This is a genomic window from Gardnerella washingtoni, assembly GCF_049262705.1.
GTDB classification, from domain to species: Bacteria; Actinomycetota; Actinomycetes; order Actinomycetales; family Bifidobacteriaceae; genus Bifidobacterium; species Bifidobacterium vaginale_D.
The window spans coordinates 1,575,383-1,601,576 of record NZ_CP058398.1 but is presented as its reverse complement, the minus strand read 5'-3'; the positions used below and the strand labels follow the sequence as shown (position 1 = coordinate 1,601,576).

Below are 26,194 nucleotides of genomic sequence, written 5' to 3'. Positions count from 1 at the left end.
AACAAGATGCAATTTAATTTTGCATCAGCCGCCCTGCACTGCGCTAAGAATTTCAATCTGATTACCTTCGCAGATGGCGGTCGCTGCCCATTGCGCACGCTTAAGCACATCGTCGCCAATCGCAACAGCTATGCCAGGACCAGCGTCAGAACCGTAGCGTTGAGCAATAAGCTCAGCAACAGTTAACCCATCTTGAACTTCAATAGTTTCACCATTGACGACGATTTGCATAATTCAACCTTTATTAACGTCTATTAAAATTGCGCTACTAGAAACTTGTGTCACTAGAACGTTTACTAAAAACTCGCGTAACTAGAAACTTACGCTATTAAAAACGTGCAGGATCACAGCTTTCCAAGAAGCCCTTTTCCTTCTCAGTCAACTCTTGCTCAAGCACAAGCTTGGTAGTCAACGAAGAACCCAAAGCGGTGAGCAAAATGCCGTGACGGAAGTAGCCAGTAGAAATCGTGGTATGCGTCTTAGGATCAATACCAATGAATGGCAAATCGTCCGGAGTTCCAGGACGGCCACCAGCGGTAACCTCAGTAATTGAGCATTCCTGAATGCCTGGGAGCACGCTTGCAGCATCACGAAGCAAGTCGAGCACGCCGCCAACTTTTGGAATATCACGATCGTCTTCGCGAGAAGTAGCACCGAGCACAAGCTCACCTGTTTCCTTAGCGCGAGGCACCAAATACACTGGGCGATCGTGCACAAAACCGCGAACCACGGAGCTTAAAATTGGACGCAATGGCTCTGGAATAGTCATACGAATCATATCACCCCACACAGCGCGAAGCTTAAGCTGCGGAAGCATATCCTTGGCACCCAAACCTGATGCCAAAACTGTGTCAGGACCTAAATCATCTGGAGTGCTCGCGCGACGCTCAATAACAACACCGCGCTTTTCGAGTGCATCAATCATAGCTGCAGTGAAAAGACGAGGGTTGATTTGATGATCGTCCGGCACACTTACAGCGCCAGCAATAGTTGGCGAAAGAGCAGGCTCAATTTCACGAAGCTTACTCACAGAAATATGCTCAGCTCTACGGCCGTAACGGTGCTGCAAGTTTAGCAACTCGTTGACGTGCTCGTTATCTGCAGCGTCGCCGCCGATTACATAAGAGCCGCACTCTAAGTAGCCGGTTGGCTTGTCGGTGTACTTTGCAACCGAATCAACCAATTCCTTATACATGGTTGCGGACTCAAACATAAGCGGATACAACGCTTCTTGCTGATATTGCATTTCTGCGGTAGGAGCTAACATGCCGGCAGCATGATGAGAAGCACCAGAGACTGGATCTGGATCAATTATGCTAACTTTTACGCCGGCTTCCGTAAGTCTCCACGCTGTTGCTAAACCAATAATACCTGCACCAATAATACGAATATTTCGCATACATACTCCTTCCCTACGGCGGCATTACCCGCATCAGGTTTACGGTCGGCTTTCGCCCTCTCAGCCTGTATAGAACAAGCTCCCGCGTTTCGTAGCTTTGACTTTCAAAACTGCGATTGTAAAACGCTGTAATATTGCCAACTTTAGCGATATTACAAACGCTACAGATAGACGTAACGAAATTATGTGATTTTCGTCACACTACCGTGCAGTATTCTAGCACTTTTGACAAAAACTAGTTAATTAAGTCGGCATGTCAAATCGCAAAACTAAGCAATTTTGTTACTAACGCGCACACATTAATAAACTCACGATTTAGGCAAACGCTACAAACGCAGATGAAATCACTCAACTGAGCGCAGCAAAATCTCCTCAAGTGCTCGCTTTACAGCAACCGGCAACGTACAACGCCACTGCGCCCACTTCACTACTGAAGGTTGATTGGTTGCGTAAGCATTAAGCATATCAACTCTCTCACGCTGACTCACAGCTTCATTGTCACTGTCGTATTCAAGTGCTGAAAGTGCAGTAATAGCACTGGCACTTCCACCAGTCTCTCGAATTGCATCAAAAGCCATTTCTTTGCCACGATACGGTACCTGGGTTTGCAACAAGAATCGATAAGCGTCACCAACTTTAGGATCAGCAGCAATTTGCAATCCTCCGTCAACAATTACGCGAACTTCCGAACGAGCTGGCACGTCTTTTACAGAAACCGACAAGCTTAAGGTCGACTCTTCACCTTCGTAAGAAATTGCAAACTCGCTTGTGTTAAGCTCTCGACTTCCTACAAATACACGCACGTGAGCAAAATCTGCGCAAGCAACTCCTCTAAATACCACATTCCAGTTGCGATTTTGTGGCACAGATTCCACAGCAGCTTCCGCACCTTCTACACCGGAAATAATAAATTGCGAAGAACCATTGCCATCTCGCCACACAAAATTCATTCTCGTATCAGCAGTGCTACCAGCAGATGCAACAGCAAAGTCACCATTATCTTCTCGCATCACAAATTCGCCGTCAGCTCCAGGGAACGCAAGAACGCGCAAATCGTGAGGATTTTCAATACTATTAACCGATTCAGCGACCTCAGCGCTACGCGCGCAATCTGCAATCTCCGGCAAAACTTGCATTGGAATGATTGCACCAGCACGAGCGAAAGCCGGCACTCGGTCAAGTGCACGCCACGCTTCAAATCTGCGACCATTCCAACCGCGAGACACATACCTACGCCCGTCGAACAAATCATACCAATCACCTTCAGGCAACCAAACTCCAGCGCACCCACGCAAAGTAGTCGCATCGTTAGGCGAAGTAATCGGCGCTACTATAAGCTCACTTCCAAAACGGTATTCGTTAGGGATTTCGTAAGCCATACCAACTTCCGGAGACTGCCAGTACATTGGCTCAACAATCGGTCTGCCCTCAAAAGCTGCGCGATAATTCATCGTATAAACATATGGCAAAAGTTCCGCGCGCAAACGAAGCATTTTCACCATTGCTTCGCGAGTTTCCTGAGGGAAATTCCACGGCTCTTTTCCAGCGAATGGCGAGCAAGTCGAGTGAAGACGATTAATAGGACTCAATGCGCCGAAAGCGTACCATCGCGCTTCTAACTCGTTATTTCTAACGCCAAGCATGTGCCCACCAATATCGTGACTCCACCACCCGTAGCCAATATTGGAAGCTGTAGCAGTGAAGTAAGTTTGGAAAGCAAGCGAATCCCAAGTAGTAACAGTATCTCCCGAGAATCCAACCGGGTAGCGATGCGAGCCAGGGCCAGCATAACGAGAGAACGTAAGAGGCCAGCGGCCTTCGCGCGCAGCATCTCCATAATGCACATGATTCAACATCCAAAGCGGATCCAATCCAGGCTCGCGCGTCACTCCTCCCTGCTGCCAATCAATCCACCAGAATCGCACACCTTCATCTTCCATACGATGATGCATATTGAAGTAAGCTTCAACAAACTGCGGATTTGTTAAATCAAATTCCACAGCTTTACCGCTTGCAGGATCAATTCCCATATCTCGCGCAACTTGCGGATAGTCTTTTTCAAATGCGCGCATACCGTCACGCGGATGCAAGTTCAAAGTTGGAGACAATCCAGCAACGTTAAGTTTACGCAAAAAAGCACGATGATCCGGGAAAAGCTCCTCATTCCACGTGTAGCCCGTCCAACCGGAACCATACTTCGGATCAACATCCGTCACATGCCAATCCATGTCAATAACAGCCGTACTAAAAGGTATGCCTTCGCGCTTAAAGCGATTATGCAATTGCAAATATTCGTCTTGACGATAACGATAGTAGCGACTCCACCAATTACTTAACGCAAAACGCGGCAGCAACGGCTGAGCGCCTGTAAGCTTATAAAAGTCTTGAATTGCTTGAATATAGCGGTGTCCGTAGCCGAAGAAATACAAATCTTTATATCTTCCAGCTTGTTCGCTAACTTTTTGCGCGCGCGACTTAACCCAAGCTCCATACGGGTTCGGTTTGCCATTTATTTCCTCAGCTGGCACAATTTCGCAAGTTGCAGAATCATCTAAAACAGACCATCCGTCACGCGAAAGTATGCCTTTACCAAGTTTTACCGGACCATTCGCTTGATCCAAAGTTCTAAAAGTACCAAGAAGATTCCCCGGGCAGTCGTCGCCGTAATGCCACGTATTAAATTGAGTACACGGTACTCCGCGCACAACAATACTTAAGCCTTCTTTACTAAAAGCTTCGCAATTATAGACAAGGTGCAACTTTTCAGTTTCGACTTCCAGCCATCCGTTTTCGTTTTTACGCGCGCTAAATTGCGGCTGAGTGTCCGCGCTTTTGTAAGCAAAATTTCGGCAAATTACGGTTTGCGTAGGATTGTCAACAAACTTTCCGTCATCACTCCATTCAAGACGAATAAGCGAATCTGTAATAACCGTAATGCGCCACTTTTCGCCTTTAATTACCTGAGTATCCTGCGCCTTTGCGTTTGAGTCTGATGCGTACTTATAAAAAATTCTCGACTTGGAAGAGTCCATTTTTGCACCTTTGCCTTTTATTAATTAGCACACGATTTTATCTGACGAATACTGCAAACAATGCAGCAATCGCAAGCACAATCGGGTACCAAGCATACATAACCCAACGAAATACTCGCGAATTCTTATGACCATCACCATATGCGCTACGGTAATGCAACACCGCCACTCCCACACCTGGAGCAAGCAGTGACATAGCACCAAACATGCCTGCTATAAGTTCCATGCGAATTTCATGTTTTTGCAATAGCTCAAAAATCAGCACAAAGCCAAGTAACAATGCTCCACCCCAAAAAATATGCTGACGCACACCAACTTTGCCGATAATATTCCACAATAACCCGGCAATTACAATACCCACTCCTGCCATCACGCGCGAAACACCACTGAGTCGAGTACGAATCATATCGATTCCAGAAAGCACAAATAACGCAATAACAAGCCCGAATACAGGATTTTGTGAACGCATATCAACAGCGCAACCAGATGTGGTAATGTCATAAGGAACTTCACAAATCAATGCTAAAATCAACAAGCGCAACGTATAAAAATTCACATTATGCGTATTGTGGTATCCTCGCACAAGTATCCATGCATACCACGGGAGCGCCGTCCAACTAACCACTTCGCACACCACAGCAGCCGTAAGCGCCCACATATTATTATCACTAAGGCCGCCAAATAAGTGAGGTATAACGGGGGCGCTAAAAGCACTAAGCGTCATCATAACAGCACCAAGCAGCTTGAACTTACGCAAAGTGATACCAAGTTTTATATTTTTATCTGCTCGAATTTTTGGCGTCACCGCATCCATTGTTTTCTACTCCTATGACGTTATTTGCGTAGTTTGGTTACTTCTGCAGCCTCGTCGCTTTATACATGTTTTTTCTACATGTTTATTGTATCGCAATATTGCGCACTAATATGACAAATCAAATACTGCAAAACTTTGTGCGCCGAGCGTAAGAGTATTGCCATTACTTGATATCTCACCAATTTTCAGTAATGGATTATTCACAGATTCTTGTGTAAGATTCGCTAGCGCTTCCAACGGAACTATTTCATCATGCACGCTAGGATTCATCATTACAATACTTCGCTGGGTCTCACCATGATCCATAGTTCTTGCACAACGTTCATATGCAAAACCACGACCATCAACAGGAGCATACAGCACACGCCAAGACGCGTCAGCTTGCAAAGAAGCGCGACTATGACGAAGTGCAATAAGCGAGCGCACCCAAGACAGGAAAGAATCTTTGCAATTAATTTGAGAAGAAACTGCTGGAATTTCGCCATTTGCGACGGCTTGTTTTCGCGAATTTGCGCAAGTGCGCCCATCCGATTGCGCTTCAACCGGCAAATAGAGCTTCGATTTTGCAGCCGTTGAGAAGCCAAGGTTTTTTGTGTCATCCCACTGCATTGGCGTGCGCGTTCCAGTACGAGCATAACCGCCTTCTTTTGTTGGAATATCGCGGTATTTCATGCCTATCTCGTCACCGTAATACACAAATGGAACACCCGGCATTGTTAACAACATGCCAAAAGCTACGCGACGCTCGCGATCGCTAAGACGTGGAGCCAAACGAGGCGTGTCATGATTACAAGTAATAAAACTAAAGTAACCTTGATGACACGTTGACTCATATTGCGGGCAGTAATCGTCCAAGAACGGGCAAATACTTCCTCCACCTTGCGCCGAGAAGTAACTGTGATCATGCTGCGGATTATGATCTAAAGCGTTGTCAACGTCACGAAGCAAACGCGCGTAACCATTAGGATTTCCATCCCATCGCCAGCTTAAATAAAAGTCCATATCAAAACCGGCAGCAAGCGCCTGACGAGGTCTACCCCATTCAGAAACGAAAGCAGCTTCAGGATATTCTTCTTTGACAGCCCCAAGCATTTCTTGCCAAGCGCGAATTGTATTGTCTTTACCAAGACTTCCTTCACCATTATTATCATCATTTTTTACGAGCGAATCCGCCATATCGACGCGAAAACCATCAGCACCCAACGCAAGCCAGAATCGCATTACATCAACCATTGCAGCGCGAGTTGCAGCCGCTTCTGAGGAGTCAGGGGAAGACTGCCAAGCACGATCTCGATGCGCAAAACCGTAATTTAACGCAGGCTGACACTTAAAGAAATTGAGGATATATGTTGCATCACGTTCAGTTTCACCGCCGATGAACGGCATTGAATACCCAGAAAATGCACTGTCTGTCCAAATATAACGCTTACTAAATTCGTTTTCTTGAGCACAAGAACTTTTACGGAACCACTCATGCTCTTCGCTTGTGTGTCCCGGCACTAAATCAAGCAGAATATGCATTCCCCGTTTGTGAGCCTCACTGAAAAGTTGTTGCAAATCTTCATTGGTACCATAGCGCGCAGCAACTTTTTTATAATCACGCACATCATAACCAGCATCTTTAAACGGTGAATCATAACAAGGATTAAGCCAAATCGCGTTGCAGCCAATCGAGTTTACATAATCTAATTTTTTTATAATTCCTAAAATGTCACCAATGCCATCACCATTAGCATCATAAAAACTCTGCGGGTAAATTTCATAAAAAATAGCATCGTTCAACCAATCAGCATGATTATATAGTCCCATTGTTCCACCTTCCCAATTCAATTCAATATACGAAGTTTACCTAAAATACTTGAAGATTTTTCACTGCCCAGATATACACAAGCTAACCCGCCACCCATTTGCAAACGACATAATATCCGTGTATACTACACAGTGCTTACGAACGGATTTGTGAGACTTGTGACGCTGCTCTACGCAGCAATAGCGATGTTGCGCCACAATTAATCCGTTACTACGCCACCAAATGATATGCCAGTTTCTGGCATGATATAGGAGGTCAAGGATGACGAATATTAAGAAGATGCTGGGTGCAGGTCTTGCAGTCGCTACATTGTTTGGATTTGCAGCTTGCGGCTCTAGCACTACTTCCACAGCTAGCAGCGATACAAAGACTGCTAAGCTTACTGTTTGGGCAGCTTCTGAAGATCAAGCCAAGGGTGATTCTTGGTTGCCAACTATGGAGAAGGCTTTCCAGAAGGCTCATCCAGAATACAAGATTACTTTTAAGAATGCTGTCGTTGCACCACCAGATGCTTCTAAGACAGTAAAGCAGGACGCTAAGGCTGCTGCTGATGTTTATTTGTTCGCTAACGATCAGTTGGGTGATTTGGTGCAGGCTGGTGCCATTGGCGAATTAAGCGATGATGCTGTCGCTCAGGTAAAGCAGCAGGATGCTGAACCACTCATCCAGTCCGTAACTGCACAAGACGGCAAGATGTATGGCGTACCATTCACTGGCAACACTTGGTTCATGTACTACGATAAGTCCAAGTTCACGGACGAAGACGTTAAGTCCCTCGATAAGATGCTTGAGAAGGGCAAGGTTGCTTTCAACATCGCTAACGCTTGGTATCTCCCAGGCTTCTACCTTGATGGCAACATGACCCTCTTTGGTCCAAAGAGCAATGACGGCAAGGCTGGCATTAAGCTTAGCGATAAGGCCGCAGCAGTCACCAAGTATGTTGCAAAGCTTATCCAGAACAAGAACTTCGTCATGGATAATGATGAAGGCGCCGGCTTGGCTGCAATTCAGAACCACACTGCAGATGCATTCTTCTCTGGTTCTTGGCAGGCAAACGATGTAAAGAAGGCTTTGGGCGATAACTACGCTGCTGCTCAGCTTCCAAAGTTCAAGACTGAGGCCGGCGAATTCCAGATGAAGTCCTTCGCAGGTTCTAAGGCTGTTGCATACAACCCTAACTCCAAGGCTCCAGAGATTGCTGCTAAGTTTGCTGCATTCCTTGGCTCCAAGGAATCCCAGAAGAAGTACTACGAGTTGCAGAACACGATTCCTTCCGACAAGTCTCTTGCTGACATTGTTAAGGGCGATCCAGCTGCAGTTGCTCAGATGAACACCATCGCTAATACTTCTGTACTGCAGCCAACCGTTCCTGAAATGGGTGGCTTCTGGGATCCAACCAAGACCTTCGGCACTTCCCTTGCTCACAAGGAAATCAACGACGGTAATGCTGCTGCTAAGACTGCAGATTGGGCCAAGGGCTTTGCTGAAGCTCTTAAGAAGTAATAAAAGTTAATTACATAATTAACTTAGCTGTAAAAATTAATTTTAAGCATGCTAACAAGGCGCGAATGCCTTGAAGCATACGGCAAGGACGCCCCGCTCCCCACCTCATGTGCACGGGGCGGGGCGTCCTTTCTGCGTAAGTAGAGCACCACCATTTATGAAAGGTATGTCATGACTGGCACGACATCCACAAAGCGAGGAAAGCGCCAGAAAGCGCCGGCTTCTGAACGCTTTGCCCCTTCGCCGTATTCTTTGCAGGAGGCTGCGAAGAATGCAGATATTCTTGCTTGGGTCTCGGTAGTTATTTTTGGTTTTGGCAATTTCGTCCGTCGCCAATACGTGAAGGGTCTCGTATTCCTTGCATCTGAAGCTGCTATTTTTGGATTCTTATTCACTACCGGCGCTGAGTATCTTCCAAAGTTTGGTACGCTTGGTACCAAAAAGCAGGGTAAAGTAAAAATCAACGGCTTCTGGCATTATCAGGCCGGCGATAGTTCTGTAGAAATTTTGCTGTATGGCGTTATGTCTATTGCAGCAATTATTTTGCTTGTTTATTTGGCAACGTTGGCACTACGCAGTGCGTATAAGGCACAAAAGTGCGTAGTGGACGGCAAGAAGCCAATTGATTTTATTCAAGATGTTAAATCACTCTTTGATCGCAATGCACACGTCGGTTTAATGACATTGCCAACTGCGGGCATTATAGTATTCAGTGTTTTGCCATTAGCATTCATGATTTCTATGGCATTCACTAATTATGACCGCGATCACACACCACTTTTCCAGTGGGTTGGTCTAAAGAACTTCTTCAAGATTCTTGGCTCCACTAGCGGCACCATCAACGCAGGCATGTTTATCGACGTGCTGATTTGGACTTTGGTGTGGGCATTCTTTGCTACCTTCTTGAACTTCTTCTTTGGTATGTTCATGGCAATGATTATTAACAGGCGAACCACTAGACTTAAGGGATTCTGGCGTACCTGCTTCTCACTGACTATTGCAGTACCTCAGTTCGTTTCTTTGCTTGTTATGCACAATATGTTGCAGCACGATGGTGCCATTAACAGATTGTTCATGGAATACGGTTGGATTCATTCTCCACTGCCATTCTTTGAAGATGCAACTTGGGCTCGCGTCACCGTAATTCTTATCAATCTTTGGGTTGGTATTCCGTACACTATCATGCAAATTACTGGTATTTTGCAAAATGTTCCTGCCGAACTGTACGAAGCCGCAGAGCTTGATGGTGCTAGCTGGTGGCAGCGTTTCATGAACGTTACGATGCCTTACATCTTCTTCGTGATGACGCCTTACTTAATCACCACTTTCACCGGTAACGTGAACAACTTCAATGTTATTTACCTCTTGTCAAGCGGCGAGCCAACGCCGGTCGGATCTTCCGCAGGTAAGACCGATTTGCTCATCACGTGGCTTTATAAGCTGACTGTTGATAAGGATAACTACAGCATGGGTGCAGTAATCGGCATCATGACCTTCATCGTGCTGGCGGTAGTCGCATTGATAACCTACCGCAACTCTGGCTCTTATAAGAACGAGGAGGGATTCCGGTGAGTAATAAGAAAGTTTCCAATGGAATGGTACGCAGTCAACGTAGTGTTCCTCTGTTCCGCGACCAGCGAGTACGCCGAATCATAGGTGATATTGTCACACATCTTTTCCTGATTGTTATGGCAATCGTGTGGCTAGCACCTATTGCATGGGTATTGTTGGAAAGCTTCAACAAGCATGAGGCTCCTTATCAGAAGACCTTCTTCCCAACCGAGTATTCGTTTGACAATTACGTTAAGCTCTTTACTGAGCGCAACGTGCTTGATTTCCCACGAATGTTTATGAACACTTTCATTGTGTCTGTGTTTGTGTGCATTATCTCACTGTTCTTCGTGCTTGCTGTGGCATTCTGCATGTCTCGCTTGCGCTTCCGTGGACGTCGCACCTTCATGAACATTGCTTTGATTCTCGGTATGTTCCCATCCATTATGGCTGTTATTGCAATCTACTTCATTCTTAAGGCTTTTGGTCTGACGAATGGCTCAGTAGTGCTCATCTCTTTGATTATTGTATACTCTGCAGGTAGTGGCGCCGGCTTCTACGTTATGAAGGGTTACATGGATACTATTCCAAAGTCATTGGATGAAGCTGCTTATTTAGATGGCTGCACAACATGGCAAGTATTCTATAAGATTATTCTCCCAATCTGCAAGCCAATGATTGTATTCCAGGCTATTGTTGGCTTCTTGGGACCATGGCTTGACTTCGTTCTCGCAAAGGCAATCGCTCGTACTCAAGACAACTTTACAGTTGCATTGGGCTTGTGGCAGATGCTACAGAAGGAGTACATCAATCAGTGGTTCGCACGCTTCTCCGCTGGCGCTGTGTGCGTTTCCATTCCAATTGCAATTCTGTTTATTGTGATGCAACGCTTCTACGAAGAATCCATGTCAGGTTCTGTTAAGGGATGATGTAATCTTCAGATTGCAAATCCTAGAAGGCCGAGGCGCTTTCCGAGCGTTTCGGCCTTTTTGTTCTCAGTGTTCAATATTTGTCATATCTCGCAAATACAAGCAATTTCGATGAATTTTATTGGATTACATATTGATACAAACATAATTTCAAAGTTTTACCACTCTTCGACTCAAGATGATATTAGTTGCGTCAACCCTACCGTATTGAGCCAAATAGTGTTCCACAATAAAATATTTTCAATAATAGAATAATAACTTAAAGATAAAATTTAGAATTAGTATAATTTTTACTATAATTAGCACAGTACAACAATATTTATAACATAATGAAAGAAGAAGGATAATCTCCATGACAATTCCATCCTCAGCAACATGGCCTGTATATGAAGGATCTCTCGGTTTTACTTTAAATGCTAAATCTACAACGTTTATTGTCTGGGCGCCAACAGCACAAACCGTAACTTTACGACTTTTTGAAACCGGCAATAACAGCGAGCCGACACAAATACACGAAATGAAGCCTTTGCACGATGGTGCTTGGAAAGCTAATTTCCGTAGACGCTTGGATGGCATGTATTACGATTATCTCGTCAAATTTCCTGATGGCACAGTAAATCGTACGAGTGATCCATGGGGCATTGCTAGCGGCGTTAACGGCGAACGCAGCCTTGTTATTGATGAGGATCGCGTTGCTCCAACTAATTGGCATAAAGATAAATCACCTAAATTTGTCCGTCATGCAACAGTTGTATGGGAAACACATGTTGCCGACTTTAGCAATGACCCTCGTGGCGGTTTTAAACCTGAACATCGTGGCCAGTATCTTGCTTTTACTGATGAACACACTACTGTTTCAAACACAGATTCAGTTAATAATACTCTTCCTACAGGTTTAGATTATTTAAAGCAACTTGGCGTCACTCATGTACAGCTAGGACCTATTTACGATTTTGCTACTGTCGATGAAATAGCGCTTGACCAAGCTCGTAAGAATGGAGCTTCAGCAGAAGAACTAGACTCTTTGTACAACTGGGGCTATGACCCTTACGCATATAATGTGCCAGAAGGTGCATATTCCAGTAATCCATATGATGGCACGACACGTATTCGTGAGTGTAAGGCAATGGTTGCTGCATTACATGCTAATGGTCAACGAGTAATTATGGATGTGGTATACAACCACATGTATAAGGCAGCAGAAAATGCTTTTGAGTGCATGGCTCCAGGCTATTTCTGCAGACGTGAAGAGAATGGCTCCTTTGCAAACGGCTCAGGCTGCGGTACTGAGATGGCTTCTGAGCATCCAATGTTCCGTAGGTTTATTATTGAATCTTTACTGCATTGGGTTCGCTCTTACCATATTGACGGTTTCCGTTTTGATCTTATGGGCTTAACTGATGTTGAAACTTTGAACCAGGCACGAGCTGCATTAGATAAACTTCCTGGCGGAAAAGATATTCTTATGTATGGTGAGCCTTGGGGCGCTTCGGATCCTGCTGTTGACGAAAAGTTGCCACTGGCAGATAAAGATGGTCGCGACTTATTGCACGAACGCATTGGCTGGTTTAGCGATGAATCACGCGATTCCCTTAAAGGTAATGTGATGAATCATCGTGACCGCGGTTATGTTAACGGTAATGAGTTCTGGTGCTCTGATGCTGCTCGTCAAGCGTTAGATGCTTGGCGCGACACCCCTTCTGCCGGTAAAGAAGTTGGTCAAATTGTGCAGTACATATCCGCTCATGATGATTTGACCCTATGGGATAAGCTTTGCATCTCTATGCGAGATAACGCTGGTGAAGCTGAATTTAACGCTCAGGATGCAGAAGCCGTTGCAGATATTATGAACGCTAATATGTTTGCTGCAGGCATGGTTCTATGCTCCGCCGGAATGCCATTTATGCTCAGTGGTGAAGAATTTGGTCGCACTAAACATGGCTGCGATAATTCCTATAATCGCGGAATGCTGTTGAATCAGCTCGATTGGGCTCGTACTCAGCAATTCCAGCCACTCATTCAGTGGTATCGAGCACTTATTGCACTACGCGCAGAATATAGTTCATTATATAATGGTAAACGCAAGCAATTAACAACTTCTAACCACACTGTTTTAGCAACACGTGTTGGTAATAATCTCATTGTTTGTGCCAATCCTATGTATCATGAAGATGCAAAGATTGAGCTGCCAGTAATTCATAGCGCAAAATCTCATGGGTGGCACTGCGTGCTTAATTCAAACGATTATTATGCCAAGTGGACTGGCGAAAAACTAGCTACTGAAGCATCTATTGTTACAGAAGGCAGCACTACTACTTTACATTTGCCAATACGCACTTTCGTTGTGCTGAGCAATAAGTAATTGTTTGAATAAGTATCAATAAACTACAGCTGATTGCAACTAAGCGCAATATAATCGCAACAATTGCGTTTAGTTGCAATTTTGCAGTAAAACTAGCCTGTTATATCGCAACGCTAATTTGCAAACGATATCAGGTGTTTATATAATTAACAGACAGAGCGTATTTCAATCCAGAGATGTATTGGGTTGCACTCTCTCGCCATAGTTGCACGTTTGGCACACTTACGACGATGTTAGGGATGTGCCAATCACAAGATAGAAGGAGCACCATGACTACAACAGCTACTAGCAAAGCTGACGCTGATAAGCCTATGGAAGAAAGCGCAGAGCGCCTTGAGCGGCCGCTGATTAAACTTGCTAAAGCTTGCGGCGTTGCCACTTTTTATATTGATCAGCAAGGAAGCTACACTGAAATTACTGATGAAGCATTGGTTGGAGTACTCAATGCATTAGGCATGCCAGCAGATACTCCAGATAATATTGCAGCTTCATACGAACAAGTACAACGCAAACGTGCCAGTGAAGTACTTCCGCCGACTGTAGTTTCGTTTAATGGTACGAAAGCTTGTGTGCCACTTCATGTAGGTGATGCAGACTTAGATCATATCCGCATTACGCTTACCCTTGAAGACGGAACAACTTACGAAAAACCGTTAGATGATATTAAAGCAGAGGATGACGGCGATTTATACATTGTGCTTCCTGATGATTTGCCAATGGGCTATCACACTTTGCATGCACAAATTGTTGATAATCGCGGAGAAATTCTAACACACGCTGATGCGACATTGATTGCTGCACCAGCTCGTATCCCGCTACCAAAAAGCGTACAAGAACGTCACCGTTGGGGCTTTATGACGCAAATGTATTCCGTACGTTCCAAGGATTCTTGGGGTATTGGCGATTACGGCGATTTGCGTCGTTTGTTGAAGGATGCAGGCGAAATTGGTAAAGCCGATTTTATGCTGATTAATCCAATTCATGCATGCGCCCCAGTGACACCTCTTGAACCTTCTCCGTACTTGCCTGAGTCTCGTAGATTCTTAAATGTTACTTATATTCGTCCTCAAGATATTCCAGAATATGCTGAATTAAGTAGCGAAGATCTTGCTAAAGTAGAGCAATTGCATGAGTCTATCGCTCATCAAAACAATAATCCAAACCCTATTGATATCAATGCAGCTTGGGACGCCAAACTTCCAGCTTTGCGTATTATTTTCAAGCAGCCTCGTTCTGCAGAGCGTGAACGTGAGTTCACTGAATTTAAACATCGTTCGGGTGAAGATCTTGATGCTTTTGCAACTTGGTGCGTTGCATTTGAGGTTTGGGGTGCTCCTTGGAGTGAAAATTTGTGGTTCGACACTACTGGTAAAGGAACCCCTCAAATTGAACGTCTCAAGCGAGAACATGCTGACTTGTTTGAGTTCCATCGTTGGTTGCAGTGGATTGCAGACGAGCAGGTTGCTGCTGCACATGCTGAAGCTAAAGCTGCTGGTATGGCAATTGGTCTTATGCAAGACATGGCTGTGGGTGTGCACGGCTATGGCGCTGATGTTTGGTGGAGCCCAGAACGATTTGCTAACGGCGTAAGTGTTGGCGCTCCTCCTGATTTCTACAATCAGCAGGGTCAGGATTGGGGTCAGCCTCCATTTGATCCAAATTATCTTGATGAAACTGGTTATATTGCTTACCGAGATATGGTTCATAACGTATTCTTGCACGCTGGAGCTGCACGCATTGACCACGTGCTTGGCCTCTTCCGTTTGTGGTGGATTCCACAAGGTCAGGGCGCAAGAAACGGCGCATACGTGTATTACAACGTAGACGCGATGATTGCAGTACTAACCATTGAGGCAACTCGCGCAGGCGGTGTCGTTATTGGCGAAGATTTAGGTACAGTACCAAAGTATGTTTCTAAGGTGCTTGCTTCTCACGGCGTGCTTGGCACTGTTGTTGAGTGGTTTATTCACGACGACGAAGCTGAGGCTGCAACAAAGAAAGCTGGAAAGAAGCAGATTATATTTGCTAATCCTTCTAAGTACCGCGAGTATGCACTCGCTTCTGTTACAACGCACGATATGCCGCCTACAGCGGGTTATCTTGCGTTTGAGCACGTAAAACTTCGCGAACAGCTTCACCTTCTTACAGACTCCGTAGAAAGCTTCCAAGAGACAGCTCAAGCTGAGCGTGATGCAATGATGAAGATGCTTCTTGACGGCGGCTGGATTAGCAGAGAGGCTGCTGAAGACGTAGAAGGCCATGTGCAAGAGATTGTGGAAGCTCTGCATGCAATTATGCGCACTTCCCCATCGTTGTTGTTGCAGGTTGCTTTGGTTGATGCTGTTGGCGAGCACCGCTCTCAAAACCAGCCTGGCACTAGTACGGAGTATCCAAATTGGCGTATTCCACTTGCTGATGCAGAAGGTCGCGTAGTCCACACTGATGAAGTATTTAAGTCGCCACGAGTGCTTTCTATGACAGCAGTTATGCGCGGCGAAAATACACAGAAGTGAGTATAATTAAAGTGTTGGTTTACTGTGAACCGACTCAATCCCCCGCAAGAAATACGGTTTGCATAGTAGCAAATCAAAAGTATTGATTGCAATGATGTCCTATGTGAGGCGAGCGTCTACGATGATGCTCGCCTCATTAATTATTTGCATAAATCACTTCTTAATATACTTTGCAAAAACACGCTCCAACAAAGGCGTGTGAAGCATAATAGTCGATCCCCAACCAATGAATAATAGCAAAGGTAAACCTTGCGGAAAGTAAATAACTGATGCAGCCACAAGGCCTATAAAAATAGCGTCAACAATAATCATTCCAAGCGTTGCTTGCCAGTATGCAACGCTGAAAATAAAAGCATTCAGAATAGTCTTGCCAATAGAATTTTCAAAACGCGCTTGTAATGCAAAAACCCATTCTGCTATAAGAATCCAGATTATGCTTATTGCAAATTGCGGTATTAAAAGCGGTGGTATTCTAACTGCAATCCAAGCCCATAATATAAGAGCCAAAAATGGAGCCATCACAATCCAAATTACAGTTGATTTCAAAAAGTTACTGGCAAAAGCGCGGAAGTATGCAGAAGTCATGTGTCCTTCAGCATTTTCTACACGTCTTGCAGCATCGTGCGCTGCGCTAACAGCTGCACCAATGGTGATTAAAGGTATGCTAGTAACAATCATAAGTATGGTAAGCCACACTGTATTAGCAAATGTTTCCATACCTTGCGCAAACTTTGAATCCGGGCTTCCAAATGAGAACATTTATATATCTCCTTTACGCTTTGTTTGCGCTATTTATAGCTGACTTACTAGCAATACTTACTAACAATACCCCTACCAACAATACAATGGTGGTGACTTACAAATCTTACGACCGTAGTCACCACCATTATTTTAGCCACTTGAGATTTTGGAGGAGAAGAAATCTCAGCCTTTTACCGCACCTGACATAACGCCTTTGATAATATACTTCTGGCAGATGAGGTAGAAGATAATAATTGGAAGAATGGCAAGAACCAAGCAGCCCATCATGGCACCCATTTCAACGGAACCATAACCACCCTTCAAATACTGAACTGAAATCGAAACCGTCTTGTACTTGTTCAAGTCCAAGGTAAGGTACGGAAGCAGGAAGTCGTTCCAAATCCACATAGTTTGCAGAATAGACACAGACACAATCGCTGGTCGCATAATTGGAATAATAATCTGGAAGAATATGCGCGGCACAGAAGCGCCATCAATCATTGCAGACTCTTCAAGCTCTTGCGGAATGCCCTTAATCACGCCAGTGAAAATAAACACTGCAAGACCGGCGCCGAAGCCTAAGTAGATAATCCACAATCCCCATGGAGTGTTCAATCCGAGCTTGTTAGTGATGTCGGAAAGGGTGAACATAACCATTTGGAATGGCACAATCATGTTAAATAGGAACAGCACGTAAAGCATTACAGCGAACCAATTGTTGACTCTAACAATCCACCATGCGCACATTGATGTACAAAGCAGAATTAAAATCACAGCTCCAACGGTAATCACTATAGTCCACCAGAAGCTCATTATAAGATTCGTTCGCTCAATGCCTAGGTAGTAGTTACCAAATCCAATAAAAGACTTAGGGGTAAGGCTAAAAGGCTCGCTAGCAATATAAATCTTCGACTTGAAGGAATTTATAAAAACTATAGCGATTGGGAAAATCCAAAGTAAGCTTACGACAGTAAAGAAGATTGTCCAAAGTACCGGATGCTTCATTTTCTCGTTCATGCCACTACCTCCTTAGACCTAGTAAGCATATTCTGAATCAAAGCAATAACAGCTACAATCACGAAGAACACAACTGCTTTCGCCTGACCGACGCCTTCACCATTTGTGCGCCCGTAGAACGTGTTGAAAATGTTTAATGCCAACATTTCAGACTTATGAGAAGGCATACCGTTCGTCAAAGCCAAGTTCTGATCGAATAGCTTGAAGCCGTTGGTGACTGTTAAAAATGTGCAAACAGTAATAGAAGGCATCATAAGAGGAATTGTAATCTTAAACAGCGTTTGCATCGGGGTTGCACCATCAACTGCTGCAGCCTCAATAACATCTCCTGGAAGAGCTTGCAAACCAGCAATATAAATAATCATCATATAGCCGATTTGCTGCCAGCAAATAAGCAGCACCAATCCCCAGAAACCATATACGGCAGAATATGTAATAGAACGACCGAAGTATGCCAAAATACCATTAAGTACAAGTTGCCAAACATAGCCCAACACAATGCCGCCAATAAGATTTGGCATAAAGAACACAGTGCGGAAAACGTTTGATCCACTGAACTTCTTAGTAAGCATATAAGCAATTGCAAAAGCAATCACGTTAATAAGAATAGTTGTTACAACAGTAAACGCTATAGTGAACATTAACGAATGAAGGAAATGTGGATCCTTAAACGCCTTAACGTAATTACGAACGCCAATGAATTTACTATCCGTAACAGCGTGGAATTTGGTAAAACTTAAATACACGCCCATAATAAACGGCACAACAAAACCAATAATAAAAGCCGCAAACGTTGGCAAAGCGAACAACGCCCACCATTTACGTATTGCTTTTCCACTCATACTAATCATGACTCGTCACTTTCTCCTCCTTGAGTGCGACGCCACCATAGACGTCGATGTCGAACCAATATCTTCATTCTACTACATGAATGAGCAATGTCAAACGTTGTCATTTTTTGCATTTCATAAAAAGCAATCGTTCATTTCTCTTTCAAAAAATTGCTTGTTATCGTTGGCATATTAATAAAATCTGCTAGAATGGAAACGGTTGCAAACTTTTGACTATATTGGCACCAATATTCATAGTGATAGCGCCGAGCACAACGTTGTGACGAGAAGTTGGTTGTATGCGGATGAAGGAGTTCACATGCCAGCAAATATCCAAGATGTGGCAGATAAGGCACACGTATCAGTTTCCACAGTATCTCGTTCCTTCACGCGGCCAAATTTAGTTTCTGCATCAACCCGCAACAAAGTGCTAGCCATCGCTGAACGGTTAAATTTTTCCATCTCTAAATCCGCTGCAGCATTAAAATCCGGAAGAACACTGCGAATTGCATTACTCATAAGCGACCAAATTCGCTTATGGTTTGGCGCATCAGTTATACAGGGGCTTAATCAGATATTTCACACTGCAGGGTACGATTTGTCTATTTTTCAAATTTCTAGCAGTGAAGAACGTCGGGAATTTTTTACTATGCTTCCAACAAGACGCAATGCTGATGCTGTTATTGTTTGTTCTTTTGATGTAAATACAAACGAAATTGCGCAATTAAAAACAACAGGTGTGCCTATTGTTGGCATTAACTGTTTGCATCCGCAAAATTGTGATTTTGACGCAACCATTAACATTGATGACGATCAAGGCGCGCGACTTATGGCACGTCACTTAATTGGTTTAGGACATCACAATATTGCATACGTGCGTACAACACGTGATGTTTCGTTACATTTCAGCGTATTGCAACGCTACCATTCATTTATCGATGAATGCAACAACAACGGTATTACACCTGCGGAGATCGTTGCCACTACAGGTTTAGATCGCATCAGCGCTATAGTTTCTACATTACTTGGCGACACAAATATGCCCACAGCTATAGCATGCCAAGAAGATGGAATTGCTATCCCACTTATGTTCCAACTTGCACGAAGTGGCTATTCTACACCAAACGATATTTCAATTATTGGTTTCGACGATAGTTTTTATGCTCATGAAACTGGATTGACCACCATTAGGCAAAATCCTGTCGATATTGCTACTACCGCAGCAAAAATGACGCTTGCGCTTATCAACGGTCAGGAAGTTGAAAATCCGTATAGAATTGTGCCAGCACAACTTATTGTGCGCTCTAGTACAGCAGCTTTATTAAACGAGTAACATTTATTTTGCATCGCTTATTCAGTTCAATCGCCGATAAATCACCATTTGCCAAGTATCTACTATGAGCTATTCAGCGCGAAACTAACTGAACAACACGAAACCACTACTTACTGTTGTTTTACTGACGCTCAATTAAGAGAACAATACTCAACATACTTTTCTTACCACCGCATATTGAGTGCTAGCTCCACATAAAAATCCGCTAGGACTTAACACTAATGTGTGTCAGTATCCTAGCGGATTCGCTTACGTCACCTTTGCTTGCTTACGTCAGCAGGAGTAACGCCTATTTTTTAATTTATTTATAAACTAAATTAGTCCTCATCTTCGTGAGCCTGAGAATATTCCTTAGCCCAGCCGTCGACGAATGCAGTCTTGACCTTATCCCACTTGCCAGTGCCCTGAGCGTACTCAAGCAAAGCAGAACCAAGATCATTCTTCCAGTTATCAGATGGCATGACAGTGAAGTTCCAGCTTACTGGAGTCTTACCGGACTTTGCATCCTCAACAGCAGCCTGGGTCAATGGATTGTCGGACTTAATGTCTGCGAAGCTCTTGAATGGAGTTGTGAAGCCCATCTTCTTAGACAAAGCATCTTTACCGGCTTCAGAGGTAAGCAGCCACTTCAAGAAGTCCTTCGTAGCCTTCTTATTGGCGTCAGATGCCTTTTCATTGATGCACCAGTAATTCTCAGAACCAGTGGCCAAGCCCTGCTTCTCTTCACCCTTAGCACCAATGTAGATTGGGAGCATTCCAAGATCTTCAGCCTTCATGCCAGCCTTGGAGAGGTCAGCCCAAGCCCAAGTACCATTCTGGTAGAACACAGCCTTGTTCTGGGAGAATTCAGAGTTTGCATCTTCACCAGTCTTGGAGCTGAGCTGAGTTGCAGGAGTGGTGGAATCAGTGATGTAAAGATCGAAGATCTTCTTGTAACCATCAAGGAACGTACCCTTAACCTTTGCAGGCTGCTTGGTAACGTGATCTTCCTTGAACTCGTAGTACAGAGGAAGATTTGCAAGGTGGGTCTTAAAGCGCCAGTCAGAGCTGGAATCGAAACCTGCAGAAGTGAAGGCGCCATCAACACCAAGATCAGCCTTATGCTTCTGAATGTCGTCAGCAACAGCCTTCAACTTATCGAAGGAATTAATTTCTTCAGCAGACTTTACTTTAGCATCCTTAAGCTCGGTATACTTCTTCAGCAAAGCCTTGTTGTAAATCAAGCCATAGGTTTCCATTGCGTATGGAATACCAACAACCTTATCTCCATCCTTCAAAGCAATATCCTTGTTCTGAAGTTGGCTATAAAGTTCTGTATCTTTCAAATCAGCCGTGTAATCTTTCCAGCTTGCATAACCAACTGGACCGTTAATCTGGAAGAGTGTAGGAGCTTCATCACCCTTGCTGATTTCACTCTTCAAAGACTGCTCATATGTACCAGAAGCAGCGGTCTGAACCTTTACCTGAACGCCAGTCTTCTTGGTATATTCCTTAGCAACTTCCTTCCACTGGTTAGCAGCTTCTGGCTTGAAGTTCAGGAAGTAAACCTTACCCTTCTCAGCAGCTTTATCGCTGGAAGAGGAACCGCAAGCTGCGAGCGCACCAAACGCCATCGCTGAGCAAGCTACCAATGCAATTGTTGACTTAATCGTACGATTCATCATCGAACCTTTCTCCTATGCTAGCAATCTCACCATCGGACTGCTACACCGCTAGGTGTCCTTATCGACAATACTTATTATGCCTCAACTTGCGGAAGATTGCAAACGATGGCATAACTCAATTAAAGCGTGTCGCAGTAATAAATGATATGCAGTTATAATTCCGTTGCAAATCTTCATAATATTTTATTTTTGATGTCATGTGTTCATATTCACGCAACAAACGATTGCTGTATTCACTACTGCGCAGAATCTAGCAATTCCAATGCACAATTACATTGTCACCTTTATATTCACCTAACACAGCATAATGTGCAGTATCTAGACGAAGCAATCGTGCGAAATCTGGATTTACGCCAAGCCAACGCGCAGTAAGTATACGCAATACATGCGCATGTGCAACAACTAGTACATTTCTACCTTGTGCTAATTGCGGCATAGCAGCATCAATAATTTTTTGTGTACGATCTGAAACCTCTTGTAGGCTTTCTCCGGAAGTTCGGTGTATATCCACAGCTTCGCCATTAGGAAGAACCTCTTGGCCGTCACTAATCATATGAGACGGAAGAACTTGAGGACCATGTTTCCATACATCCCATGCGTCAACACCGCTTAATGCCGCAATATCACCCCGCGTGCGACCTTCAGCACCACCATAATCCCACTCTAATGCGCTCCTACAAATCTCATACGTAACATAACCTGCAAGTTGTGCAGTTTGCTGAGCACGGCGAAGCGGACTCACCAATACGCAATCTGGGTCAAAGCCCTGAGGGAACGCCTCACGCAAACGTTCTCCCGCATCACATGCTTGCTGCATACCAACGTCAGTAAGCGGTAAATCTGTACGCCCAGTATGCTGGCCAGAAACACTCCAAGCAGTTTGGCCATGTCTAAGCAGCACTAAATTTCCCCGTTTTGCCAACTCTAGGTTTACACACTTTTTATGAGATGATTCCTGAGTACCGTTATTCTGCATAGTTTTCACGTTCCTCACAAGCGCCATGTACCCTGTTATCGCGCTGGACGCTACACAACGCGAATAATCTTCGCATAAGCATCTCCTAACATGCAGCCGCTTTGCCACAAATCAAGATTACTGTTCTATGGTACCGCCAAAATTGGTATTTCGTTACCACTACCATAGAGAAATATGACGCAATTACCATCGGCAAATAATAAATCCGCAAGAAGCCATCGCGCGGCTCAAATTACCGTTCAACGACTTAATGCAGCCAATCATAAGATTGACGCACTTCGCGAGCGCCGATTAAAAAACCCAAATACTTTAGGAGATTCGTTACTTAAAGCTGCGCTTCCTTCTTTCGCAACGTTTATTGCTGGACAGATTGCGCACGTAATATGGAAAAAACATGTTGATACGAGAAAAATCAATGTAAACTCTAATAATCGTCCTAACAATCTTTCTAAAGAAAAAATTGTGCAAAAGCAGCGTGTTAAGGAAGAAGAGCCGTTGCTAATGTCTATTGGTTTTGCAGTATTTTCTGCAATCCTTACTACGATTGTTGGTCGCTTAGTAAGCCACGGAACCTTGTCTTATATTGTACGAAGGCAAAGAAAACGTCAGTTTAGAAAAAATAAATTCTAATTTTGAATACATGAACTGAACATGCATAAATAATCGAAATAATAATCGAAAAATAGTCGAAATAATAAGAAATAGTAGGGGATAAGAATAACGTGCCAAACTTACGTCACAACGAAACTATTGATACTTTACTGAACCGCCGATCTATTCGCGCTTTCTGCAACGAAGCAATTGACGAAAATACAGTCGCAACTCTTGAAACCGTGGCTCAGCGCGCTGCTTGCAGCCAATTTTTGAACGACTGGTCAGCGATTAAAATTACGGATAGCTCAATTAAGCAGAAGCTCTCCGAAATCGGCAATCAAATGTATATTGCTACAGCTCCATTACTGTACGTTTTTATTATTGATCAGCACAGAAATGCTGCAATTGCGCGAAAAAATGGCGTAGATGCCGATACTGACGAATTTATGCTTAAAACTCGTTACCGCTTTACTCAAGCTCAAAATGACGTTATTTTGGCGCTTCACGCAATGGAAACTGCTGCGGAATCTTTGGGGCTTGGCTGTGTAATTCTTGGTTCAATTTTGAACAGTAGAACTCAGCTTATTGATATTTTGAATTTGCCTGAATACACGTACCCTGTACTCGGCTTAGCAATTGGTAAGCCTGCGCAAAATCCGGAATTAAAGCCGCGAATGAGTACAAAAATGCAGATTTTTGAGAACCGCTACCCTGCTGATGATGCTGAATTACTAGAAAATATTGCAGATTTTGACGCTCGCGTGCATCAATATTACGATTTGCGAAATGCTAGCAGACCAGTTGATGCTTTTAGTGCGCAAATTGTTGCGTTGGCAACGGATAATAGTGCGAAAAAACATGAGGCAGAGGATGTTGAGCAAGTTGCAAGGCAGGGATTTAACGTTGCGTAATTAGCGCAGCATTAGCTTAACGACGTCTTGGATTAGCGCCGTCTTGGCTTATACCCGCGCTTTCTAGATTTAGGCTTTGTGCTTGCAGCCGGCGAGCGCATATCCGAATACATGCGATCCACCGGGTTTTTATGCGTCAAATGCCAGCAGCCGCAATATTCACAGGCGTACACCCATAACTGCGCGCCGCGCTCTCGCAAACTTTGCTCCGCTGCCATAAGAGCCTGCCCTTTATTCTTATACATGATTTTTTGGGTAGATTCGCAGCGCTTCGGAGTAAAGAAATACATGGTTTTTATGGTAGCAAACCGCCTAACAGAGCTTCTACATACTACGTACAATAGCGCAGAATCACGCAGCATTCATAAGCTTAAGCCGCCAAACACATTCACAAAAGTTCAAAATAAATTCAATTTCTTATACTTTAGTTCAATTTTCCTACTGTTTTTTTATTATTTTTTACTATTTTTCGTCATTTTTTGAAAAAATACTATACAAAAATAATTTTTTCGACTAGCATTAGGCAAATAATTCAATTTAATACTTATATTTTGAACTTTATTGTGAATTTTGTCATGAGTTTGTTGTCGGTTTGTTCAATTTATAAATGTTGATTTTACGAGAAAGAAAGATTATGGCACAGAATTTTGCTGATGAGCTTAAGAAAGCTATGAAAACACAAAACTATAAGCAGATTGACGTAATCGCGCTTGCTGCAAAAAACGGCCATAAGCTTGGCAAAAGCCAGTTAAGCCAGTATTTAAGCGGCAAAACTGAGCCTCGCAAAGACGTACGTAACATGCTAGCTGAAATTCTTGGAATCAGCGGCGATGGAATCAGAGGCGGTCATTCTTGCGCAAAAATCGAGCAAAACTGCCAGTCTGCAGAAGAATCACAATTAAATCAGCCACAGCTTACAGAAGCTGAACTTTCCCAAACACTCAAACATAGAACCTTCAACAAATCCACCAAACTTGAGCACGTGCTTTACGATGTTCGCGGCCCTGTTGTTGAAGAAGCAAACCGCATGGAAGCAAACGGAACGCATATTTTAAAGCTCAACATTGGAAATCCTGCGCCTTTTGGTTTCCGCGCTCCAGACGAAGTGATTTACGACATGCAGCAGCAGCTTATTGACTGCGAAGGCTACTCGGATAGCCGCGGACTTTTCTCTGCGCGCAAAGCGATTATGCAATACGATCAGCTTAAGGGCATTCCAGGCGTGCAAATGGAAGATATTTACACTGGCAACGGTGTTTCCGAGCTGATTAACCTTTCTATGCAAGCGCTGCTTGATTGCGGCGACGAGATTCTTATTCCAAGCCCAGACTATCCGTTGTGGACTGCGTGCGCTAGCTTGGCAGGAGGCACTCCTGTGCACTACATGTGTGACGAAAAGTCGCATTGGTACCCAGATATTGCCGATATTCGCTCTAAAATCACGCCTCGTACTAAAGCAATCGTGATTATTAACCCAAATAATCCTACGGGCGTGCTGTATAGTCGCGAAGTTTTGGAAGAGATTGTTAAGATTGCGCGCGAGTTTAATCTAATTATTTTTGCGGACGAGATTTACGACCGTCTTGTTATGGACGGCAAGAAGCATATTTCGATTGCTTCTCTCGCTCCAGACGTGTTCTGCGTAACCTTTAGCGGACTCTCTAAGTCGCATATGATTGCTGGCTTCCGCATCGGTTGGATGAGCCTTTCTGGAGATAAATCCAAGGCTCGCGACTACATTATGGGTCTTAACATGCTGTCTAATATGCGTTTGTGCTCGAACGTTCCTGCACAGTCGATTATTCAAACTGCTTTAGGCGGATACCAAAGCGTTGAGAAATATTTGGAGCCGGGAGGTCGCGTGTATGAGCAGCGCGAGTATTGCTATAACGCACTTCAGGAGATGGATGGCGTAAGCGTTGAACGTCCAGACGCTGCTTTCTACATGTTTGTAAAGCTCGATCCTGCTCGCTACAACATTCACGACGACGAACAGTTTGCGCTTGATTTGCTACGCAATCAGAAGTTGCTGATTGTGCATGGAAAAGGCTTTAATTGGGAGACTCCAGGCTACTTCCGCGTAGTTTACCTGCCGCGCTTGCAAACGCTTCGCGACGCAATGGGCAAACTCTCCAACTTCCTCTCCTACTATCGCCAGTAGCTGCAACTCCTGCTATAAACTGCAACAGAATACTCATTACACTCGCAGTCCAGA

The 26,194-nt window shown here is 44.1% G+C and carries 20 protein-coding genes; 9 read left to right on the top strand and 11 right to left on the bottom strand.

Features of this window, described 5'->3' with window-relative positions; genetic code table 11:
* Positions 1 to 24: 24 nt before the first annotated feature.
* The 5 genes from thiS to HXT28_RS06305 all read right to left on the bottom strand — a co-directional run bounded on the left by thiS (position 25) and on the right by HXT28_RS06305 (position 7,054).
* Positions 25 to 231 carry a sulfur carrier protein ThiS gene (gene thiS / locus HXT28_RS06325; protein WP_016637065.1) on the bottom strand — a complete coding sequence of 69 codons (207 nt, stop codon included), beginning with the start codon at positions 229 to 231 and terminating at the stop codon, positions 25 to 27.
* Between the two features lie 97 nt (positions 232 to 328).
* Entirely contained in the window at positions 329 to 1,399 is a 1,071-nt protein-coding gene (gene thiO, locus HXT28_RS06320) for a glycine oxidase ThiO (protein WP_004129299.1), read from the bottom strand.
* 344 nt (positions 1,400 to 1,743) lie between these two features.
* Positions 1,744 to 4,431 carry a TIM-barrel domain-containing protein gene (locus HXT28_RS06315; protein WP_422113404.1) on the bottom strand — a complete coding sequence of 896 codons (2,688 nt, stop codon included), beginning with the start codon at positions 4,429 to 4,431 and terminating at the stop codon, positions 1,744 to 1,746.
* Positions 4,432 to 4,468: 37 nt separating this feature from the next.
* Positions 4,469 to 5,245 carry a TraX family protein gene (locus tag HXT28_RS06310; RefSeq protein ID WP_016636766.1) on the bottom strand — a complete coding sequence of 259 codons (777 nt, stop codon included), beginning with the start codon at positions 5,243 to 5,245 and terminating at the stop codon, positions 4,469 to 4,471.
* Between the two features lie 105 nt (positions 5,246 to 5,350).
* Positions 5,351 to 7,054, bottom strand: a complete 1,704-nt coding sequence (locus HXT28_RS06305) for an alpha-amylase family glycosyl hydrolase (protein ID WP_016636767.1) — start codon at positions 7,052 to 7,054, stop codon at positions 5,351 to 5,353.
* Positions 7,055 to 7,316: 262 nt separating this feature from the next.
* On the opposite strand from HXT28_RS06305, the gene HXT28_RS06300 reads away from it, so the two are divergent.
* From HXT28_RS06300 to malQ, 5 genes are all read left to right on the top strand, one after another.
* Entirely contained in the window at positions 7,317 to 8,558 is a 1,242-nt protein-coding gene (locus HXT28_RS06300) for an extracellular solute-binding protein (protein WP_064347179.1), read from the top strand.
* Positions 8,559 to 8,729: 171 nt separating this feature from the next.
* Complete coding sequence (locus HXT28_RS06295) at positions 8,730 to 10,130, top strand: carbohydrate ABC transporter permease (RefSeq protein WP_016636769.1); 1,401 nt, start codon at positions 8,730 to 8,732, stop codon at positions 10,128 to 10,130.
* Entirely contained in the window at positions 10,127 to 11,038 is a 912-nt protein-coding gene (locus HXT28_RS06290) for a sugar ABC transporter permease (RefSeq protein WP_422113403.1), read from the top strand. The genes HXT28_RS06295 and HXT28_RS06290 overlap by 4 nt, the downstream gene beginning before the upstream one ends.
* A gap of 352 nt (positions 11,039 to 11,390) precedes the next feature.
* Positions 11,391 to 13,400 carry a type I pullulanase gene (gene pulA, locus HXT28_RS06285; RefSeq protein ID WP_422113402.1) on the top strand — a complete coding sequence of 670 codons (2,010 nt, stop codon included), beginning with the start codon at positions 11,391 to 11,393 and terminating at the stop codon, positions 13,398 to 13,400.
* 269 nt (positions 13,401 to 13,669) lie between these two features.
* Positions 13,670 to 15,913 (top strand): 4-alpha-glucanotransferase, encoded by a 2,244-nt coding sequence (gene malQ / locus HXT28_RS06280; protein WP_422113401.1) that lies wholly within the window; start codon positions 13,670 to 13,672, stop codon positions 15,911 to 15,913.
* 153 nt (positions 15,914 to 16,066) lie between these two features.
* Here malQ and HXT28_RS06275 read toward each other — a convergent pair whose 3' ends face one another.
* The 3 genes from HXT28_RS06275 to HXT28_RS06265 form a co-directional block, all read right to left on the bottom strand.
* Positions 16,067 to 16,672 carry a DUF624 domain-containing protein gene (locus HXT28_RS06275; RefSeq protein WP_004137098.1) on the bottom strand — a complete coding sequence of 202 codons (606 nt, stop codon included), beginning with the start codon at positions 16,670 to 16,672 and terminating at the stop codon, positions 16,067 to 16,069.
* Positions 16,673 to 16,837: 165 nt separating this feature from the next.
* Positions 16,838 to 17,671 carry a carbohydrate ABC transporter permease gene (locus HXT28_RS06270; protein WP_064347184.1) on the bottom strand — a complete coding sequence of 278 codons (834 nt, stop codon included), beginning with the start codon at positions 17,669 to 17,671 and terminating at the stop codon, positions 16,838 to 16,840.
* Complete coding sequence (locus tag HXT28_RS06265; RefSeq protein ID WP_064347187.1) at positions 17,668 to 18,522, bottom strand: carbohydrate ABC transporter permease; 855 nt, start codon at positions 18,520 to 18,522, stop codon at positions 17,668 to 17,670. Before HXT28_RS06265 ends, HXT28_RS06270 begins: the two co-directional genes overlap by 4 nt.
* 298 nt (positions 18,523 to 18,820) lie before the next feature.
* Here HXT28_RS06265 and HXT28_RS06260 point away from each other — a divergent pair, with 298 nt between their 5' ends.
* Positions 18,821 to 19,834: a LacI family DNA-binding transcriptional regulator gene (locus HXT28_RS06260; protein WP_032814261.1), complete on the top strand. Its 1,014-nt coding sequence runs from the start codon at positions 18,821 to 18,823 to the stop codon at positions 19,832 to 19,834.
* A gap of 317 nt (positions 19,835 to 20,151) precedes the next feature.
* Here the strand turns inward: HXT28_RS06260 and HXT28_RS06255 are convergent, their stop codons facing one another.
* Entirely contained in the window at positions 20,152 to 21,498 is a 1,347-nt protein-coding gene (locus tag HXT28_RS06255; protein ID WP_016637516.1) for an ABC transporter substrate-binding protein, read from the bottom strand.
* A gap of 250 nt (positions 21,499 to 21,748) precedes the next feature.
* On the bottom strand, positions 21,749 to 22,474 hold the full coding sequence (locus tag HXT28_RS06250) for a histidine phosphatase family protein (RefSeq protein ID WP_422113400.1): 726 nt from the start codon (positions 22,472 to 22,474) through the stop codon (positions 21,749 to 21,751).
* 174 nt (positions 22,475 to 22,648) lie between these two features.
* On the opposite strand from HXT28_RS06250, the gene HXT28_RS06245 reads away from it, so the two are divergent.
* Positions 22,649 to 23,104 (top strand): DUF4235 domain-containing protein, encoded by a 456-nt coding sequence (locus HXT28_RS06245; RefSeq protein WP_422113399.1) that lies wholly within the window; start codon positions 22,649 to 22,651, stop codon positions 23,102 to 23,104.
* 92 nt (positions 23,105 to 23,196) lie between these two features.
* Complete coding sequence (locus HXT28_RS06240; protein WP_422113398.1) at positions 23,197 to 23,979, top strand: nitroreductase family protein; 783 nt, start codon at positions 23,197 to 23,199, stop codon at positions 23,977 to 23,979.
* A 32-nt stretch (positions 23,980 to 24,011) separates the two neighbouring features.
* Here HXT28_RS06240 and HXT28_RS06235 read toward each other — a convergent pair whose 3' ends face one another.
* Entirely contained in the window at positions 24,012 to 24,269 is a 258-nt protein-coding gene (locus HXT28_RS06235; RefSeq protein WP_016637512.1) for a hypothetical protein, read from the bottom strand.
* 344 nt (positions 24,270 to 24,613) lie between these two features.
* On the opposite strand from HXT28_RS06235, the gene HXT28_RS06230 reads away from it, so the two are divergent.
* Positions 24,614 to 26,140, top strand: a complete 1,527-nt coding sequence (locus HXT28_RS06230; RefSeq protein WP_422113397.1) for an aminotransferase class I/II-fold pyridoxal phosphate-dependent enzyme — start codon at positions 24,614 to 24,616, stop codon at positions 26,138 to 26,140.
* Positions 26,141 to 26,194 lie beyond the last annotated feature (54 nt).

What these genes read in the sequence shown, in the direction of transcription:
- thiS (WP_016637065.1), bottom strand. Translation starts at nt 231, where the DNA reads ATGCAAATCGTCGTCAATGGTGAAACTATTGAAGTTCAAGATGGGTTA.
- thiO (WP_004129299.1), bottom strand. Translation starts at nt 1,399, where the DNA reads ATGCGAAATATTCGTATTATTGGTGCAGGTATTATTGGTTTAGCAACA.
- HXT28_RS06315 (WP_422113404.1), bottom strand. Translation starts at nt 4,431, where the DNA reads ATGGACTCTTCCAAGTCGAGAATTTTTTATAAGTACGCATCAGACTCA.
- HXT28_RS06310 (WP_016636766.1), bottom strand. Translation starts at nt 5,245, where the DNA reads ATGGATGCGGTGACGCCAAAAATTCGAGCAGATAAAAATATAAAACTT.
- HXT28_RS06305 (WP_016636767.1), bottom strand. Translation starts at nt 7,054, where the DNA reads ATGGGACTATATAATCATGCTGATTGGTTGAACGATGCTATTTTTTAT.
- HXT28_RS06300 (WP_064347179.1), top strand. Translation starts at nt 7,317, where the DNA reads ATGACGAATATTAAGAAGATGCTGGGTGCAGGTCTTGCAGTCGCTACA.
- HXT28_RS06295 (WP_016636769.1), top strand. Translation starts at nt 8,730, where the DNA reads ATGACTGGCACGACATCCACAAAGCGAGGAAAGCGCCAGAAAGCGCCG.
- pulA (WP_422113402.1), top strand. Translation starts at nt 11,391, where the DNA reads ATGACAATTCCATCCTCAGCAACATGGCCTGTATATGAAGGATCTCTC.
- malQ (WP_422113401.1), top strand. Translation starts at nt 13,670, where the DNA reads ATGACTACAACAGCTACTAGCAAAGCTGACGCTGATAAGCCTATGGAA.
- HXT28_RS06275 (WP_004137098.1), bottom strand. Translation starts at nt 16,672, where the DNA reads ATGTTCTCATTTGGAAGCCCGGATTCAAAGTTTGCGCAAGGTATGGAA.
- HXT28_RS06270 (WP_064347184.1), bottom strand. Translation starts at nt 17,671, where the DNA reads ATGAACGAGAAAATGAAGCATCCGGTACTTTGGACAATCTTCTTTACT.
- HXT28_RS06265 (WP_064347187.1), bottom strand. Translation starts at nt 18,522, where the DNA reads ATGATTAGTATGAGTGGAAAAGCAATACGTAAATGGTGGGCGTTGTTC.
- HXT28_RS06260 (WP_032814261.1), top strand. Translation starts at nt 18,821, where the DNA reads ATGCCAGCAAATATCCAAGATGTGGCAGATAAGGCACACGTATCAGTT.
- HXT28_RS06255 (WP_016637516.1), bottom strand. Translation starts at nt 21,498, where the DNA reads ATGATGAATCGTACGATTAAGTCAACAATTGCATTGGTAGCTTGCTCA.
- HXT28_RS06250 (WP_422113400.1), bottom strand. Translation starts at nt 22,474, where the DNA reads ATGCAGAATAACGGTACTCAGGAATCATCTCATAAAAAGTGTGTAAAC.
- HXT28_RS06245 (WP_422113399.1), top strand. Translation starts at nt 22,649, where the DNA reads ATGACGCAATTACCATCGGCAAATAATAAATCCGCAAGAAGCCATCGC.
- HXT28_RS06235 (WP_016637512.1), bottom strand. Translation starts at nt 24,269, where the DNA reads ATGTATTTCTTTACTCCGAAGCGCTGCGAATCTACCCAAAAAATCATG.
- HXT28_RS06230 (WP_422113397.1), top strand. Translation starts at nt 24,614, where the DNA reads ATGGCACAGAATTTTGCTGATGAGCTTAAGAAAGCTATGAAAACACAA.